General features: G+C 59.9%; 17 protein-coding genes. All 17 read left to right on the plus strand.

Annotated elements, in window-relative coordinates; genetic code table 11:
* Position 1: 1 nt before the first annotated feature.
* The 17 genes from KVQ74_RS00630 to KVQ74_RS00710 all read left to right on the plus strand — a co-directional run bounded on the left by KVQ74_RS00630 (position 2) and on the right by KVQ74_RS00710 (position 17038).
* Positions 2-799: a ParA family protein gene (locus KVQ74_RS00630; RefSeq protein WP_217829069.1), complete on the plus strand. Its 798-nt coding sequence runs from the start codon at positions 2-4 to the stop codon at positions 797-799.
* 9 nt (positions 800-808) lie between these two features.
* A complete protein-coding gene (locus KVQ74_RS00635; RefSeq protein WP_217829070.1) occupies positions 809-1681 on the plus strand; it encodes a ParB/RepB/Spo0J family partition protein in 873 nt (290 codons plus the stop codon).
* Positions 1682-1829: 148 nt separating this feature from the next.
* Positions 1830-2237 (plus strand): F0F1 ATP synthase subunit I, encoded by a 408-nt coding sequence (locus tag KVQ74_RS00640; RefSeq protein WP_217829072.1) that lies wholly within the window; start codon positions 1830-1832, stop codon positions 2235-2237.
* Between the two features lie 16 nt (positions 2238-2253).
* On the plus strand, positions 2254-3123 hold the full coding sequence (atpB, locus tag KVQ74_RS00645; protein ID WP_217829073.1) for a F0F1 ATP synthase subunit A: 870 nt from the start codon (positions 2254-2256) through the stop codon (positions 3121-3123).
* A 134-nt stretch (positions 3124-3257) separates the two neighbouring features.
* The gene (atpE, locus tag KVQ74_RS00650; protein WP_003097235.1) at positions 3258-3515 is read left to right on the plus strand and encodes a F0F1 ATP synthase subunit C; all 258 of its coding nucleotides are present in this window, start codon (positions 3258-3260) and stop codon (positions 3513-3515) included.
* A 58-nt stretch (positions 3516-3573) separates the two neighbouring features.
* Positions 3574-4044: a F0F1 ATP synthase subunit B gene (locus KVQ74_RS00655; protein ID WP_217829074.1), complete on the plus strand. Its 471-nt coding sequence runs from the start codon at positions 3574-3576 to the stop codon at positions 4042-4044.
* Positions 4045-4056: 12 nt separating this feature from the next.
* Positions 4057-4593: a F0F1 ATP synthase subunit delta gene (locus KVQ74_RS00660; RefSeq protein WP_217829076.1), complete on the plus strand. Its 537-nt coding sequence runs from the start codon at positions 4057-4059 to the stop codon at positions 4591-4593.
* Positions 4594-4614: 21 nt separating this feature from the next.
* Complete coding sequence (gene atpA, locus KVQ74_RS00665) at positions 4615-6159, plus strand: F0F1 ATP synthase subunit alpha (RefSeq protein ID WP_217829078.1); 1545 nt, start codon at positions 4615-4617, stop codon at positions 6157-6159.
* Positions 6160-6209: 50 nt separating this feature from the next.
* Complete coding sequence (gene atpG, locus KVQ74_RS00670; RefSeq protein WP_217829079.1) at positions 6210-7070, plus strand: F0F1 ATP synthase subunit gamma; 861 nt, start codon at positions 6210-6212, stop codon at positions 7068-7070.
* Between the two features lie 27 nt (positions 7071-7097).
* Positions 7098-8474: a F0F1 ATP synthase subunit beta gene (gene atpD / locus KVQ74_RS00675; protein WP_217829080.1), complete on the plus strand. Its 1377-nt coding sequence runs from the start codon at positions 7098-7100 to the stop codon at positions 8472-8474.
* Between the two features lie 45 nt (positions 8475-8519).
* Positions 8520-8945: a F0F1 ATP synthase subunit epsilon gene (locus tag KVQ74_RS00680; protein WP_217829081.1), complete on the plus strand. Its 426-nt coding sequence runs from the start codon at positions 8520-8522 to the stop codon at positions 8943-8945.
* Positions 8946-9063: 118 nt separating this feature from the next.
* A complete protein-coding gene (gene glmU / locus KVQ74_RS00685; RefSeq protein ID WP_217829082.1) occupies positions 9064-10431 on the plus strand; it encodes a bifunctional UDP-N-acetylglucosamine diphosphorylase/glucosamine-1-phosphate N-acetyltransferase GlmU in 1368 nt (455 codons plus the stop codon).
* 173 nt (positions 10432-10604) lie between these two features.
* Complete coding sequence (locus KVQ74_RS00690) at positions 10605-11381, plus strand: DeoR/GlpR family DNA-binding transcription regulator (RefSeq protein ID WP_217829084.1); 777 nt, start codon at positions 10605-10607, stop codon at positions 11379-11381.
* A 2-nt stretch (positions 11382-11383) separates the two neighbouring features.
* Positions 11384-13216, plus strand: a complete 1833-nt coding sequence (gene glmS, locus KVQ74_RS00695; RefSeq protein WP_217829085.1) for a glutamine--fructose-6-phosphate transaminase (isomerizing) — start codon at positions 11384-11386, stop codon at positions 13214-13216.
* A 71-nt stretch (positions 13217-13287) separates the two neighbouring features.
* Entirely contained in the window at positions 13288-14214 is a 927-nt protein-coding gene (locus tag KVQ74_RS00700) for a LysR family transcriptional regulator (RefSeq protein ID WP_217829087.1), read from the plus strand.
* 104 nt (positions 14215-14318) lie between these two features.
* Positions 14319-14945 (plus strand): glutathione S-transferase family protein, encoded by a 627-nt coding sequence (locus KVQ74_RS00705; protein WP_217829089.1) that lies wholly within the window; start codon positions 14319-14321, stop codon positions 14943-14945.
* Between the two features lie 62 nt (positions 14946-15007).
* A complete protein-coding gene (locus tag KVQ74_RS00710; RefSeq protein ID WP_217829090.1) occupies positions 15008-17038 on the plus strand; it encodes a 2Fe-2S iron-sulfur cluster-binding protein in 2031 nt (676 codons plus the stop codon).
* The last annotated feature ends 58 nt before the right edge of the window (positions 17039-17096 follow it).

Below are 17096 nucleotides of genomic sequence, written 5' to 3' on the forward strand. Positions count from 1 at the left end.
AATGGCTAAGGTATTCGCGATAGCGAACCAGAAGGGTGGTGTGGGCAAGACCACCACCTGCATCAACCTCGCAGCATCCCTGGTCGCGACCAAGCGCCGGGTGCTGTTGATCGATCTCGATCCACAGGGCAACGCCACCATGGGTAGCGGTGTGGATAAACATGGCCTGGAAAACTCGGTCTACGACCTGCTGATCGGTGAATGCGATCTGGCCCAGGCCATGCACTTCTCTGAGCACGGCGGTTATCAACTGCTGCCGGCCAACCGCGACCTGACCGCGGCCGAAGTGGTTCTGCTGGAAATGCAGATGAAGGAGAGCCGCCTGCGCAGTGCGCTGGCGCCGATCCGCGAAAACTACGATTACATCCTGATCGACTGCCCGCCGTCGCTGTCGATGCTCACGTTGAACGCACTGGTCGCCGCTGACGGGGTGATTATCCCCATGCAGTGCGAATACTTTGCGCTCGAAGGTCTGAGCGACCTTGTGGATAACATCAAGCGCATTTCCGAACTGCTCAACCCGAACCTGAAGGTCGAAGGCCTGCTGCGTACCATGTACGACCCGCGCCTGAGCCTGATGAACGACGTTTCCACGCAGCTCAAGGAGCATTTCGGCGACCAGCTCTACGACACGGTGATCCCGCGTAACGTAAGGCTCGCCGAAGCACCGAGCTACGGCATGCCGGCGCTGGCCTACGACAAGCAATCGCGTGGCGCGCTGGCCTACCTGGCGCTGGCGGGCGAGATGGTTCGCCGTCAACGCAAAAATTCACGCATCGCCGCTGCCCAGCCAACTTAAGGAATTCCCATGGCCGTCAAGAAACGAGGTCTCGGACGTGGACTGGACGCATTGCTGAGTGGTCCGACCGTCAGCGCGCTGGAAGAACAAGCCGCCCAGGCCGATCACCGCGAGCTGCAGCACTTGCCGCTGGATCTGCTCCAGCGTGGCAAATATCAACCACGCCGGGACATGGATCCCCAGGCGCTGGAAGAGCTGGCGCAGTCGATCAAGGCACAGGGCGTGATGCAGCCGATCGTGGTTCGCCCGATCGGCAGCGGTCGCTTTGAAATCATCGCCGGTGAGCGTCGCTGGCGCGCGAGCCAACAGGCCGGGCAGGAAACCATTCCGGCGATGGTGCGCGACGTTCCGGATGAAACCGCGATCGCCATTGCGCTGATCGAGAACATCCAGCGTGAAGACCTGAATCCGATCGAAGAGGCGATTGCCCTGCAGCGCCTGCAGCAGGAATTCCAGCTGACCCAGCAACAGGTGGCCGAGGCTGTGGGTAAGTCCCGGGTGACGGTGGCTAACCTGTTACGGCTTATTGCCCTGCCGGAAGTCATCAAGACCATGCTGTCCCACGGTGACCTGGAAATGGGTCATGCCCGTGCTTTGCTCGGTCTGCCGGACAATCAGCAGGTCGAGGGGGCGCGACATGTTGTCGCACGCGGCCTGACCGTGCGCCAAACCGAGGCACTGGTTCGTCAGTGGTTGAGTGGCAAACCGGAGCCGGTCGAGCCTGCCAAACCCGACCCGGATATCGCCCGTCTCGAACAGCGTCTGGCCGAGCGCCTAGGCTCTGCGGTGCAGATTCGCCATGGCAAGAAGGGCAAAGGCCAGTTGGTGATCGGTTACAACTCCCTCGATGAGCTTCAAGGTGTGCTCGCACACATCCGCTGAAACATTTCCTCATGTAGCGCGCAGTCGGAAATCACTACCTGACAGTTGAATAGGGGCAGAACCGCCCCTATACTCTGCGCGCATTTTGTCGGCACAAATTATGCCAAGTTATTGAATTCTGGCAGCCGACCATTGGAGAGCAAACGTGATGGAAACCCGCAAGCCAAACCGCCTGCCGTTCCATCGCCTGGCGGTTTTTCCGGTGTTGATGGCTCAGTTTGTCATTCTGCTGATTGCCGCTTTGGCGCTTTGGCAATGGCGCGGAGTCGTTGCCGGATACTCGGGACTTTGCGGAGGCCTGATAGCCTTGCTGCCCAATGTTTATTTCGCTCACAAGGCATTTCGGTTTTCCGGCGCCCGAGCAGCCCAGTCCATCGTCCGGTCTTTCTATGCCGGCGAGGCAGGCAAACTGATTTTGACGGCAGTGCTGTTTGCACTGGTGTTTGCAGGTGTGAAGCCACTGGCGCCGATCGCAGTATTCGGCGCGTTCGTGCTGACTCAGTCGGTCAGCTGGTTCGCTCCCCTGCTAATGAGAACAAGACTTTCGAGACCTTAGGGCGTTTGAGGCAACCATGGCAGAAACAACCGCTTCGGGCTATATCCAGCACCACTTGCAGAACCTGACCTTCGGTCAGCTACCCAACGGCGGCTGGGGCTTTGCCCACTCCGCAGCAGAAGCCAAGGAAATGGGCTTTTGGGCTTTCCACGTCGATACCCTCGGCTGGTCGGTCGCACTGGGTCTGATCTTCGTACTTCTTTTCCGCATGGCGGCAAAAAAGGCGACTTCCGGTCAGCCAGGCGCACTGCAGAACTTCGTTGAAGTCCTGGTCGAATTCGTCGACGGCAGCGTGAAAGACAGCTTCCATGGCCGTAGCCCGGTGATCGCACCGCTGGCACTGACCATCTTCGTCTGGGTGTTCCTGATGAACGCCGTCGACCTGGTTCCGGTCGACTGGATTCCTCAGCTGGCCATCCTGATCTCCGGCGACCACCACATCCCGTTCCGTGCCGTGTCGACCACCGACCCGAACGCGACCCTGGGCATGGCGTTCTCGGTTTTCGCACTGATCATCTTCTACAGCATCAAGGTCAAGGGCATCGGCGGCTTCATCGGCGAACTGACCCTGCACCCGTTCGGCAGCAAGAACATCTTCGTTCAGGCCCTGCTGATCCCGGTGAACTTCCTGCTGGAATTCGTGACCCTGATCGCCAAGCCGATCTCCCTGGCTCTGCGTCTGTTCGGCAACATGTATGCCGGCGAGCTGGTGTTCATTCTGATCGCTGTGATGTTCGGCAGCGGCCTGCTCTGGCTGAGCGGCCTGGGCGTTGTTCTGCAGTGGGCGTGGGCTGTGTTCCACATCCTGATCATCACTCTGCAGGCGTTCATCTTCATGATGCTGACCATCGTTTATCTGTCGATGGCGCACGAAGAAAACCATTAAGGCCAGTTTCGACTAGTCTGATGTCCCTCCCGGTCAAACGGGAGGGGGCTCCTGACGGGGCCTCTGAAACGATTTGTTTTACCGCTTTAAATTAAAAAAACCTAAACCATACGACGTAAAAGTCGGGAGGAAAGATGGAAACTGTAGTTGGTCTAACCGCTATCGCTGTTGCACTGTTGATCGGCCTGGGCGCACTGGGTACCGCAATTGGTTTCGGCCTGCTGGGCGGCAAGTTCCTGGAAGGCGCAGCGCGTCAGCCAGAAATGGTTCCAATGCTGCAAGTTAAAATGTTCATCGTTGCCGGTCTGCTCGACGCCGTAACCATGATCGGTGTTGGTATCGCTCTGTTCTTCACCTTTGCGAACCCGTTCGTTGGTCAAATCGCTGGCTGATTACTCGGTTTCCCCGAGTAATTTGGTGTGATGGACAACGTAACTGCGAGGTGTTGGCGTGAACATTAATGCGACCCTGATTGGCCAGTCCGTTGCGTTCCTGATTTTTGTACTGTTCTGCATGAAGTATGTATGGCCTCCGGTCATCACTGCTCTGCACGAACGTCAAAAGAAGATCGCTGATGGTCTGGACGCTGCCAGCCGTGCAGCTCGCGACCTGGAGTTGGCCCAAGAGAAAGCGGGTCAGCAACTGCGCGAAGCGAAGGCTCAGGCAGCTGAAATCATCGAGCAAGCCAAGAAACGCGGTACCCAGATTGTCGACGAAGCCCGTGAACAGGCTCGCGTCGAAGCTGACCGTGTGAAGGCTCAGGCTCAGGCCGAGATCGAACAGGAACTGAACAGCGTCAAAGACGCGCTGCGCGCCCAAGTGGGTAGCCTGGCCGTTGGCGGTGCTTCGAAGATCCTGGGCAAAGCAATCGATCAAAACGCGCACGCAGAGCTGGTTAACCAACTGGCTGCTGAAATCTAAGCGAGGGCGATCATGGCAGAACTGACCACGTTGGCCCGACCTTACGCTAAGGCGGCCTTCGAGCACGCTCAGGCCCACCAGCAACTGGCCAATTGGTCAGCCATGCTCGGCCTGGCAGCAGCGGTGTCGCAAGACGACACCATGCAGCGCGTGCTCAAGGCCCCGCGACTGACGAGCGCAGAAAAGGCCGCCACGTTCATCGACGTGTGCGGCGACAAGTTCGATGCCAAGGCACAGAATTTCATTCACGTCGTTGCCGAAAACGACCGTCTCCCGCTTCTGCCGGAGATCGCCGCTCTTTTCGACCTGTACAAGGCCGAGCAAGAGAAGTCGGTAGACGTGGAAGTAACCAGTGCTTTCGCATTGAACCAAGAACAGCAAGACAAACTCGCCAAGGTTCTCAGTGCACGACTCAACCGGGAAGTGCGCCTGCAAGTCGAGGAAGATGCATCCCTCATTGGGGGTGTTGTCATCCGCGCCGGCGACCTGGTTATCGATGGCTCGATTCGCGGCAAAATCGCGAAACTTGCCGAAGCATTGAAATCTTGAGTTTGAAGGGGCAGCAGAGCAATGCAGCAACTCAATCCTTCCGAAATAAGTGAAATTATCAAGGGCCGCATCGACAAGCTCGATGTGACCTCCCAAGCCCGTAACGAAGGCACTGTCGTCAGCGTATCTGACGGCATCGTGCGGATTCACGGTCTGGCCGACGTCATGTACGGCGAGATGATCGAGTTTCCGGGCGGCGTCTACGGTATGGCTCTCAACCTGGAGCAAGACTCCGTAGGTGCCGTTGTACTGGGCGCATACACCAGTCTGGCTGAAGGCATGAGCGCCAAGTGCACTGGCCGCATCCTGCAGGTTCCGGTTGGTAAGGAACTGCTGGGTCGCGTAGTCGACGCACTGGGTAACCCAGTTGACGGCAAAGGTCCGCTGAACAACACCGAGACCGACGCGGTCGAGAAAGTTGCTCCAGGCGTGATCTGGCGTAAGTCGGTAGACCAGCCTGTACAGACTGGCTACAAGGCTGTCGATGCCATGATCCCTGTCGGCCGTGGCCAGCGTGAGCTGATCATCGGTGACCGTCAGATCGGTAAAACCGCTCTGGCGATCGACGCGATCATCAACCAGAAAGACAGCGGCATTTTCTGCGTCTACGTTGCAATCGGTCAGAAACAATCGACCATCGCCAACGTGGTTCGCAAGCTGGAAGAAAACGGCGCCCTGGCCAACACGATCATCGTGGCTGCCAGCGCTTCGGAATCTCCTGCGCTGCAATACCTGGCACCGTACTCCGGTTGCACCATGGGCGAATACTTCCGCGACCGCGGTGAAGACGCGCTGATCGTTTATGACGATCTGTCCAAGCAAGCAGTGGCTTACCGCCAGATTTCCCTGCTGCTGCGCCGTCCACCAGGCCGTGAAGCTTACCCAGGCGACGTGTTCTATCTCCACTCCCGTCTGCTGGAGCGCGCATCCCGCGTTTCGGAAGAGTACGTAGAGAAGTTCACCAACGGCGCAGTGACCGGCAAAACCGGTTCCCTGACCGCACTGCCGATCATCGAAACCCAGGCTGGCGACGTTTCCGCGTTCGTTCCGACCAACGTGATTTCCATCACCGACGGTCAGATCTTCCTGGAATCGGCCATGTTCAACTCGGGCATCCGCCCTGCAGTGAACGCCGGTGTTTCGGTATCCCGTGTGGGTGGTGCCGCTCAGACCAAGATCATCAAGAAGCTGTCCGGTGGTATCCGTACCGCTCTGGCTCAGTACCGTGAACTGGCGGCATTCGCCCAGTTCGCTTCTGACCTGGACGAAGCGACCCGCAAGCAACTTGAGCATGGTCAGCGCGTTACCGAGCTGATGAAGCAGAAGCAATACGCGCCAATGTCGATCGCCGACATGTCGCTGTCGCTGTATGCCGCTGAGCGTGGGTTCCTGACTGACGTTGAAAACGCCAAAGTCGGCAGCTTCGAGCAAGCGCTGATTGCTTACTTCAACCGCGATCACGCCGATTTGATGGCGAAGATCAACGTGAAGGGTGATTTCAATGACGAAATCGACGCTGGCCTCAAAGCCGGTATCGAGAAGTTCAAGGCCACCCAAACCTGGTAAGCCGCAGCGGGGGCCGCAAGGCTCCCGCTTGCTAACCTGATAGGTGTTACATGGCAGGCGCAAAAGAGATTCGCAGTAAGATTGCGAGCATCAAAAGCACGCAAAAAATTACCAGCGCCATGGAAAAAGTGGCGGTCAGCAAAATGCGCAAGGCACAAATGCGCATGGCTGCTAGCCGTCCTTATGCGGAGCGCATCCGCCAGGTTATTGGTCATCTGGCCAACGCCAACCCGGAATATCGCCACCCGTTCATGATCGAGCGTGAAGTAAAACGCGCTGGTTATGTCGTGGTGAGCAGTGACCGTGGTCTGTGTGGTGGCTTGAACACCAACCTGTTCAAGGCTCTGGTCAAGGACATGGCGGTAAACCGCGAAAACGGTGTCGAGATCGACCTGTGTGTCGTTGGTAGCAAGGGTGCGGCTTTCTTCCGCAACTTCGGCGGTAACGTCGTTGCAGCTATCAGCCACCTGGGTGAAGAGCCGTCGATCAATGACCTGATCGGCAGCGTCAAGGTGATGCTGGATGCTTATCTGGACGGCCGTATCGATCGCCTGTCCGTGGTGTCCAACAAGTTCATCAACACCATGACGCAAACGCCAACCGTGGAGCAGTTGATTCCACTGGTGGCAACCCCGGATCAGGAACTCAAGCACCACTGGGATTATCTGTACGAACCGGACGCCAAAGAGCTGCTTGACGGCTTGATGGTCCGCTACGTGGAGTCGCAGGTGTACCAGGCGGTGGTCGAGAACAACGCGGCTGAACAAGCTGCGCGGATGATCGCGATGAAGAACGCTACCGACAACGCCGGTGATTTGATCAGCGAATTGCAGCTGGTCTACAACAAGGCGCGTCAGGCTGCGATCACCCAAGAGATCTCGGAAATCGTCGGCGGCGCTGCCGCGGTTTAACGGTTCAAATATTCAGAGGATCCAGCTATGAGTAGCGGACGTATCGTTCAAATCATCGGCGCCGTTATCGACGTGGAATTCCCACGCGACAGCGTACCGAGCATCTACGACGCCTTGAAGGTTCAAGGCGCCGAAACCACTCTGGAAGTTCAGCAGCAGCTGGGCGACGGCGTGGTTCGTACCATTGCGATGGGCTCCACCGAGGGTCTGAAGCGCGGTCTGGACGTCAACAACACTGGCGCAGCCATCTCCGTACCGGTCGGTAAAGCGACCCTGGGCCGGATCATGGACGTACTGGGCAACCCGATCGACGAAGCTGGCCCGATCGACACCGAAGAGCGTTGGGGTATCCACCGCGCTGCGCCGTCGTTCGCAGAGCAGGCAGGCGGCAACGACCTGCTGGAAACCGGCATCAAGGTTATCGACCTGGTTTGCCCGTTCGCCAAGGGTGGTAAGGTTGGTCTGTTCGGTGGTGCCGGTGTAGGCAAAACCGTAAACATGATGGAACTGATCCGTAACATCGCCATCGAGCACAGCGGTTATTCCGTGTTCGCCGGTGTGGGTGAGCGTACTCGTGAGGGTAACGACTTCTACCACGAGATGAAGGACTCCAACGTTCTGGACAAAGTGGCACTGGTTTACGGTCAGATGAACGAGCCGCCGGGAAACCGTCTGCGCGTAGCCCTGACCGGCCTGACCATGGCCGAGAAGTTCCGTGACGAAGGTAACGACGTTCTGCTGTTCGTCGACAACATCTATCGTTACACCCTGGCCGGTACCGAAGTATCCGCACTGCTGGGCCGTATGCCTTCGGCAGTAGGTTATCAGCCGACCCTGGCTGAAGAGATGGGCGTGCTGCAAGAGCGCATCACTTCGACCAAGCAAGGTTCGATTACTTCGATCCAGGCCGTATACGTACCAGCGGACGACTTGACTGACCCGTCGCCAGCGACCACGTTTGCTCACCTGGACGCCACCGTCGTTCTGTCCCGTGACATCGCTTCCCTGGGTATCTACCCGGCGGTAGACCCACTGGACTCGACTTCGCGTCAGCTGGACCCGAACGTGATCGGCAACGATCACTACGAAACCGCTCGCGGTGTTCAGTACGTGCTGCAGCGTTACAAAGAGCTGAAGGACATCATCGCGATCCTGGGTATGGACGAGCTGTCGGAAGCCGACAAGCAGTTGGTAAACCGTGCTCGTAAGATCCAGCGCTTCTTGTCGCAGCCGTTCTTCGTGGCTGAAGTCTTCACCGGTGCTTCGGGTAAATACGTTTCCCTGAAAGACACCATTGCTGGCTTCAAAGGCATCCTCAACGGTGACTACGACCACCTGCCAGAACAAGCGTTCTACATGGTTGGCGGCATCGAAGAAGCGATCGAGAAAGCCAAGAAACTGTAATCCAGGCGCCCGGAAACGGGCGCTAATTTAGGTTGAGGCAATCAGATGGCTATGACAGTCCATTGCGACATCGTCAGCGCGGAAGGGGAAATCTTTTCCGGCCTGGTCGAGATGGTGATTGCGCACGGTGCACTGGGTGATCTTGGTATCGCTCTGGGTCACGCGCCGCTGATCACCAATCTCAAGCCGGGTCCGATCCGCCTGATCAAGCAAGGTGGCGAAGCCGAGGTGTTCTACATCTCTGGTGGTTTCCTCGAGGTTCAGCCGAACATGGTCAAGGTTCTCGCCGACACCGTGCAACGTGCTGCCGACCTGGATGAAGCCTCTGCTCAGGAAGCCGTCAAGGCTGCCGAGCGAGCGCTGCATGACAAAGGTGCAGATTTCGATTACGGAGCTGCATCCGCACGTCTGGCCGAGGCCGCAGCCCAGCTGCGCACCGTCCAGCAGATCCGCAAGAAGTTTGGCGGTTGATCCGTCAGCCACTTGTTGTGTGATTGATAAAAAAGGGTAGCCTCGGCTACCCTTTTTTCTTTTCCGATTTTCAAACCCCCGGTCGCAGTTGCTGACCACCCAGGATTGGTAGCCAGTCATGTCTCTCGAAATCGTTATCCTCGCGGCCGGTCAAGGCACCCGCATGCGTTCGGCACTGCCGAAGGTCCTGCACCCGATCGCTGGCAACTCCATGCTTGGCCATGTTATCCACAGTGCCCGGCAACTTGATCCACAACGCATTCATGTGGTGATCGGCCATGGCGCCGATGTGGTGCGCGAGCGTCTGGCGGCTGACGATCTGAATTTCGTCCTGCAGGACAAGCAACTGGGCACCGGCCACGCCACGGCGCAGGCCGTGCCCTTCATCAGCGCCGATACCGTGCTGATCCTTTACGGCGACGTGCCGCTGATCGAAGTCGAAACCCTGCAACGTCTGCTTGCGCATGTCGGCCCCGAGCAGATCGGCCTACTGACTGTCGAGCTGGATGATCCGACCGGCTATGGCCGCATCGTTCGCGACGCGGCGGGCAAGGTCGCCGCTATCGTCGAACACAAGGACGCCAGCGAAGCGCAGCGCGCGATCACTGAAGGCAACACCGGCATTCTCGCGGTGCCGGCCAAGCGCCTGGCTGACTGGATGAGCCGCCTGTCGAACAACAACGCCCAAGGCGAGTACTACCTGACCGACGTGATCGAAATGGCGGTCAGCGATGGCCTGGTGGTGGCCACCGAACAGCCCCACGATCCCATGGAAGTGCAGGGCGCCAACGACCGCAAGCAACTGTCCGAACTGGAGCGTCATTATCAATTGCGTGCCGGTCGGCGCTTGATGGCCCAAGGCGTCACCCTGCGCGATCCGGCGCGTTTCGATGTACGTGGCGACGTGACCGTCGGTCGCGATGTGCTGATCGACATCAATGTCATCCTCGAAGGCAAGGTGGTCATTGAAGACGACGTGGAGATCGGTCCGAACTGCGTGATCAAGGACAGCACGCTACGCAAAGGCGCGGTGGTCAAGGCCAACAGCCACATCGAAGGCGCGGTGCTGGGCGAGTACAGCGACGCCGGTCCGTTTGCCCGTCTGCGTCCGGGCACGGTGCTGGAGGCTCGCGCCCATGTGGGTAACTTCGTCGAACTGAAAAACGCCCACATGGGCGAGGGCGCCAAGGCCGGACACCTGACCTATCTGGGTGACGCCGAAATCGGCGCGCGCACCAACATTGGTGCCGGCACCATCACCTGCAACTACGATGGCGCCAACAAGTGGAAAACCGTGTTGGGCGAGGATGTGTTCATCGGCTCGAACAACTCGCTGGTGGCGCCTGTGGATATCTCTTCGGGTGCGACCACCGCCGCCGGTTCGACCATCACCCAGAATGTGGATAGCTCACAACTGGCGGTCGGTCGGGCGCGGCAGCGGAACATCGAAGGCTGGAAACGCCCGGAGAAGATCAAGAAGAACTGAGTTATCCACAGCGCTTCAAGATCAGAGAGATCGCAGCACTGCGGCAATACCTACCTCTTTCCCGGTAGGCATTGTTTCAGGCTGCGATCTTTTTTATGGGCGCCGGCTTGACGATTGGCAGCTGATAGGTTTTGATTGCTTCCGTTATCTTTCGAATCGAAACTTAATCAGTCATGTCGAAACGCAATACACCTCAGCGCCGTCACAACATCCTCGCCTTGCTCAACGAGCAGGGCGAAGTCAGTGTCGACGAACTCGCCAAGCGTTTCGAAACCTCGGAAGTTACGATTCGCAAGGATCTGGCCGCGCTGGAAAGCCATGGCTTGTTGCTGCGTCGCTACGGCGGGGCGATCACCATGCCTCAGGAGCTGGTGGCGGAAACCAGCCAGAGCGTTTCCAAATACAAGCAGGCGATTGCCCGTGCCGCCGTGAATCGCATCCGCGAACACGCGCGCATCATCATCGACAGCGGCAGCACCACCGCCGCGATGATTCCCGAACTTGGCCAGCAGCCGGGTCTGGTGGTGATGACCAACTCCCTGCATGTCGCCAACGCCTTGAGCGAACTCGAGCACGAGCCGGTGCTGTTGATGACCGGCGGCACCTGGGACCCGCATTCGGAGTCCTTCCAGGGCCAGGTGGCCGAGCAGGTACTACGCTCTTACGACTTCGATCAGTTGTTTATCGGGGCTGATGGCATCGATCTGGTGCGCGGAACCACCACGTTCAACGAGTTGCTCGGCCTGAGCCGGGTGATGGCCGAAGTGGCGCGGGAAGTAATCGTGATGGTCGAGGCCGACAAGATCGGCCGCAAGATTCCAAACCTGGAGCTGCCATGGAGCAGCGTCCATACCCTCATTACCGATGATCGCCTGCCCCATGAGGCACGGGATCAGATTCAGGCCCGCGGTATCACCGTGATTTGCGCGGCTGTCAGTCAGGAGAAATAAGCATGTGTGGAATTGTCGGCGCAGTTGCTGAACGTAATATCACCGCCATCCTGGTCGAAGGCCTCAAGCGCCTTGAATACCGGGGCTACGACAGTGCCGGTGTTGCGGTGTACACCAATGACAAAACCCTGGAGCGCATGCGCCGCGTGGGTAAGGTCAGCGAGCTGGAAGCGGCCCTGGCTGCACAGCCGCTGGTCGGCCGTCTCGGCATCGCCCATACCCGCTGGGCGACTCATGGCGCGCCGAACGAGCGCAACGCGCACCCGCATTTCTCCGGCGATATCGCCGTGGTGCACAACGGCATCATCGAGAACCATGAAGTCCTGCGCGAGCGGCTCAAAGCCAAGGGTTATGTGTTCACCTCCGACACTGACACCGAAGTCATCGCCCATCTGCTGACCGAGAAACTCAAGGCTCAGCCTGACCTGACCATCGCTCTCAAGGCGACCGTCAAGGAGCTGCACGGTGCTTATGGTCTGGCGGTCATCAACGCGCAGCAGCCGGATCGTCTGGTCGCCGCCCGCAGCGGCAGCCCACTGGTTATCGGCCTGGGTCTGGGCGAAAACTTCCTTGCTTCCGACCAGTTGGCCCTGCGTCAGGTGACTGACCGTTTCATGTACCTGGAAGAAGGCGATATCGCTGAAATCCGCCGTGACAACGTGCAGATCTGGGATGTGAGCGGCCAGGCGGTCGAGCGCCAGATCGTGCAGTACAGCGATGGCGCCGAAGCGGCTGACAAGGGTGAGTTCCGTCATTACATGCTCAAGGAAATCCACGAGCAGCCAACCGTGGTGCAGCGCACCCTGGAAGGTCGCCTCAGCCAGAATCAAGTGCTGGTGCAAGCGTTCGGTCCACAAGCGGCCGAGCTGTTCGCCAAGGTGCGCAACGTGCAGATCGTCGCTTGCGGCACCAGTTATCACGCCGGCATGGTCGCCCGTTACTGGCTCGAAGAACTGGCCGGCATCCCGTGCCAGGTCGAAGTCGCCAGTGAGTTCCGCTACCGCAAGGTCGTGGTGCAGCCGGACACCCTGTTCGTCAGCATTTCCCAGTCCGGCGAAACCGCCGACACCCTGGCCGCGCTGCGCAACGCCAAGGAGTTGGGTTTTCTCGGTAGCCTGGCGATCTGCAACGTTGGTATCAGCTCGCTGGTGCGCGAATCCGACCTGACGCTGCTGACCCAGGCCGGCCGCGAAATCGGTGTTGCTTCGACCAAGGCGTTCACCACGCAACTGGTCGGTCTGTTGCTGCTGACCTTGTCCCTGGGCCAGGTGCGCGGCACCCTGGGCGAAGGCGTCGAAGCCACCCTGGTGGAAGAACTGCGTCGTCTGCCAACCCGGCTGGGCGAAGCCCTGGCGATGGACAGCACCGTGGAAAAAATCGCCGAGCTGTTCGCCGAAAAGAACCACACCCTGTTCCTTGGACGTGGCGCGCAATTCCCGGTGGCGATGGAAGGGGCCTTGAAGCTCAAGGAGATCTCCTACATCCACGCCGAAGCCTACCCGGCCGGCGAACTGAAACACGGGCCGCTGGCGCTTGTGGATAACGATATGCCGGTGGTCACCGTGGCGCCGAACAACGAACTGCTGGAGAAGCTCAAGTCCAACCTGCAGGAAGTCCGCGCCCGTGGCGGCGAACTGATCGTGTTCGCCGACGAAAAAGCCGGCATGACCAATGGCGAAGGCACCCACGTGGTGCAGATGCCGCACATCCACGACATCCTTTCGCCGATCCTCTACACCATCCCGCTGCAACTGCTGTCGTACTACGTCGCCGTGCTCAAGGGCACCGACGTGGATCAGCCGCGTAATCTGGCGAAGTCGGTGACGGTGGAATAAGTTATCCACAACTGACAAAACCAAAAATCGCAGCTCCGGCTGCGATTTTTGTATTTGACCCGAGGACCTTCATGGATCGCTTCCAGGAAATGCAAATCTTCGCCGCCGTCGCCCAGGAGCAGGGCTTCTCGGCGGCGGCGCGGCGGTTGGGTTTGTCGGCGGCCAGTGTCACCCGAGCGGTGGCGGGGCTGGAGTTGCGGATTGGCACGCAGCTGTTGATTCGCACCACCCGCAGCGTGCATTTGAGCGAGGCCGGCCTGCGATACCTTGAGGATTGTCGGAGGATTCTCGCCGAGGTGCAGGAAGCGGAGGATTCTGCTGCCGGCAGTCACGCCCAGCCCCGTGGGCAATTGACGGTGACGGCGCCGGTGTTGTTCGGCGAGTTGTTTGTCACGCCGGTGATGGCGGGGTATCTGGCCGAGTATCCGGAGGTGTCGATCAACGCCTTGTTGCTGGATCGTGTTGTCAGCATGGTCGAGGAGGGCGTCGATGTGGCGGTGCGCATCGGTGAGTTGCCGGACAGCAATCAGCACGCGATCCGGGTTGGCGAGGTGCGGCGGGTGGTGTGTGGATCGCCCGGGTTTTTTGCTGCTCACGGTCGGCCAACGCATCCGCAGGATCTGGCCGGGGCACCGGTGGTGGCGACTTCGGCCATTGGTCAGGTACGCAACTGGCCGTTCCTTGAAGCGGGGGAGCCGCTGAGCGTGCGACCGGAACCGCGTTTGGTGGTGACGGCCAATCAGGCCGCGATTTCCGCAGCCTGTCTTGGCCTCGGGCTGACGCGGGTGTTGTCCTATCAGGTCGCCAGCAAGGTGGCTTGCGGGGCGCTGGAAATCGTCCTCGCCGAATACGAGTTGCCGCCCTTGCCGATCCATGTGGTGTATCAGGGTGGGCGCAAAGCCCCGGCACGGGTGCGCAGTTTTGTCGACTATGCGGTAAAGGCCTTGCGAGAGCATCCGGCGCTGAAAGACGCGGCGTTATTTCGTCAGGTGAAATAATCGATTGCGTTTTCTGGTGATTCTTTTGTTTTGATGATGGGTGGAAGATGGCCTCCACCGGCGCCATCCCTCCAGTACGGCGCCCTCATCCAGCGGAGTCGACCATGCAACCGATCAAGTTCTACAACTTCCCGCGTTCCGGCCATGCCCATCGGGTGGAACTGATGCTGTCGCTGCTGAAATTGCCGACCGAAACCATCTTCGTCGATCTGGCGAAGGGGGAGCACAAGCAGCCGGCATTCCTGGCCATCAACAGCTTCGGCCAGGTGCCGGTGATCGATGACGGCGGCGTGGTGTTGGCCGACTCCAACGCGATCCTCGTTTATCTCGCGCAAAAATACGGCAACGGCCGTTGGCTACCGAGCGATCCGGTCGGTGCCGCGCGAGTGCAGCGCTGGTTGTCGATTGCGGCAGGGCCGATTGCCTTTGGTCCGGCAGCCGCACGCCTGATTACCGTGTTTGGCGCGCAACTGAACGCTGATGAATTGATCACCCGCGCCCACAACCTGCTCAAGGTGATGGATCTGGAACTGGGCAAGACCCCGTACCTGGCCGGAGACGAGCCGACCATTGCCGATATCTCGGGCTACAGCTACATCGCCCATGCGCCGGAAGGCAACGTGTCGCTGGATGACTACGCCAACGTGCGCGCCTGGCTGGCCCGCGTCGAGGCCTTGCCCGGCTTTGTCGGCATGCCGCGCACGGTTGTCGGTTTGCAGAAGACCGCCTGAGGTTCCCGGCCCGGTTTCTGCGGGCCATCCACACTGCGCCCGTGGCGCGGGGAGAGGTCGTGATGGAACGTTCACCCTGGCACGCCGGCGAGCAGCAATTGCAGGCCCATGTAGGTGTTGCCGAACGCATGGAGGCATTCGGGCGTAAGGTGATTCGCAGCTGGATGCCGGATCAGCACCGCCAGTTCTATCAGCAATTGCCGTTCATGCTGTACGGCGCGGTAGATGGCGAGGGTCGACCCTGGGCCAGCGTGCTTGAAGGTGAACCCGGATTTGCCGAGTCCCCGGACCCGACCCATTTGCAGTTCACCAGCCTGCCCGCCACCGATGATCCGGCGCAATTGCAGGCGGGGGCGGCGATCGGTCTGCTCGGCATCGAGTTGCATACCCGCCGCCGCAATCGTCTCAACGGGCATATCGGCAGCCTGGGCGAGGCCGGTTTCGAACTCACCGTGGATCAATCCTTCGGCAACTGCCCGCAGTACATTCAACTGCGCCAGTTCCAGCGTGTGCCGCTGACGGACCCGGCGACCCGGGCCGCCGAGCACCTCGATGGGCTCGATGCCGCCGCCGTCGCGCTGATCGAAACTGCCGACACCCTGTTCGTCGCCAGTTACGTCGATGTCGACGGGCAGCGTGCGGTGGACGTTTCCCATCGCGGCGGCCAGCCCGGTTTCGTACGGGTCGAAGGCAATCGTCTGACCATCCCGGATTTTGCCGGCAACCTGCACTTCAACACCCTTGGCAACTTCCTGCTCAACCCTCGGGCCGGCCTGCTGTTCATCGACTTTTCCACAGGCGATCTGTTACAGCTCAGCGGCCGTACCGAGGTCATTCTCGACGGGCCGCAGATCGAAGCCTTTCAAGGCGCGGAACGCTTGTGGACCTTCGAGGTGGAACATCTGGTGCGGCGTCCGGCAGCCCTGGCCCTGCGCTGGCGCTTCGACGGCATGTCGCCCACCAGCCTGTTGACCGGCACCTGGGCTCAGGCCGAGGCGCGTTTGCAGGCCCAGGCGCTGGGCGATCAATGGCGGCCGCTGCGGGTGACAAAGATCGAAATGGAAAGCCGCAACATCCGCTCGATCTATCTGGAGCCGGATGACGGCGCCGGTCTGCCGGTGTTTCTCGCCGGGCAGCATCTGCCGTTGCGGTTCACCCTCGACGGCGAGGTGCATATCCGCACTTACAGTCTGTCGAGTGCGCCGTCGGACAGTTTCTTCCGCATCAGCGTCAAGCGCGAGGGGCTGGTGTCGAGCCACTTGCATGAGCGGATCCGCGTCGGCGATGTGCTGGAAGCACGCGCACCGAAAGGTCACTTCACCGTTGCACCGCTGGAGCGCCGGCCGTTGGTGTTGCTGGCCGCCGGTGTCGGCATCACGCCGTTGCTGTCTATGCTCCGGGAGGTGGTGTATCAGGGTCTGCGCACCCGTGGGATTCGTCCTACGTGGTTGATCCAGAGTTCACGCAGTCTTGCGGATCAACCGTTTCGCCAGGAGCTGGACCAGTTGCTGGAAGGCGCCGGGGAGTCGGTGCGGGTTCTGCGCTTGCTCAGCCAGCCGGAGAGCGGTCTGGTGGAGCGCGAGGATTTCGACCTGCACGGGCGGATCGACGCTGCGTTGCTGAGAAATCTGCTGGCGGTCGAGGATTACGATCAGGTCGATTTCGTCCTCTGCGGCCCCGGCGCTTTTACCCAGGGTTTGTACGACAGCCTGCGGGAACTGGATGTGCGTGATGCGCAGATCCACGCCGAAACCTTCGGTCCTTCGACCCTCAAGCGTCGGGCCGATGCGGACGCGATCGTCATCGAACAACCACCGGCGGCGACCACTTCGGTGCCGGTAGTGTTCGAGCGTTCGGCCAAGGAGGCACGCTGGCAGCCGCAGGGCGGCAGTCTGCTGGAACTGGCGGAGAGCCGTGGCTTGCGTCCGGAATTCAGCTGTCGTGGCGGGTCCTGCGGCACCTGCAAGACGCGGCTGATCAGCGGCGCCGTGAATTATCCACAGCCGCCCGCAGAGGTGCCGGAAGAAGGCCAGGTGCTGATTTGTTGCGCGGTGCCAGCCCAAAGTGCGCAGCCGCTGGTGCTGGATCTTTAAAACGCGTAACCCTTGTGGGAGCAGGCAGGCCTGCTCCCACATTCAGGATTTGTGTTGA

Source organism: Pseudomonas botevensis (assembly GCF_019145475.1).
Taxonomy (GTDB): Bacteria; Pseudomonadota; Gammaproteobacteria; order Pseudomonadales; family Pseudomonadaceae; genus Aquipseudomonas; species Aquipseudomonas botevensis.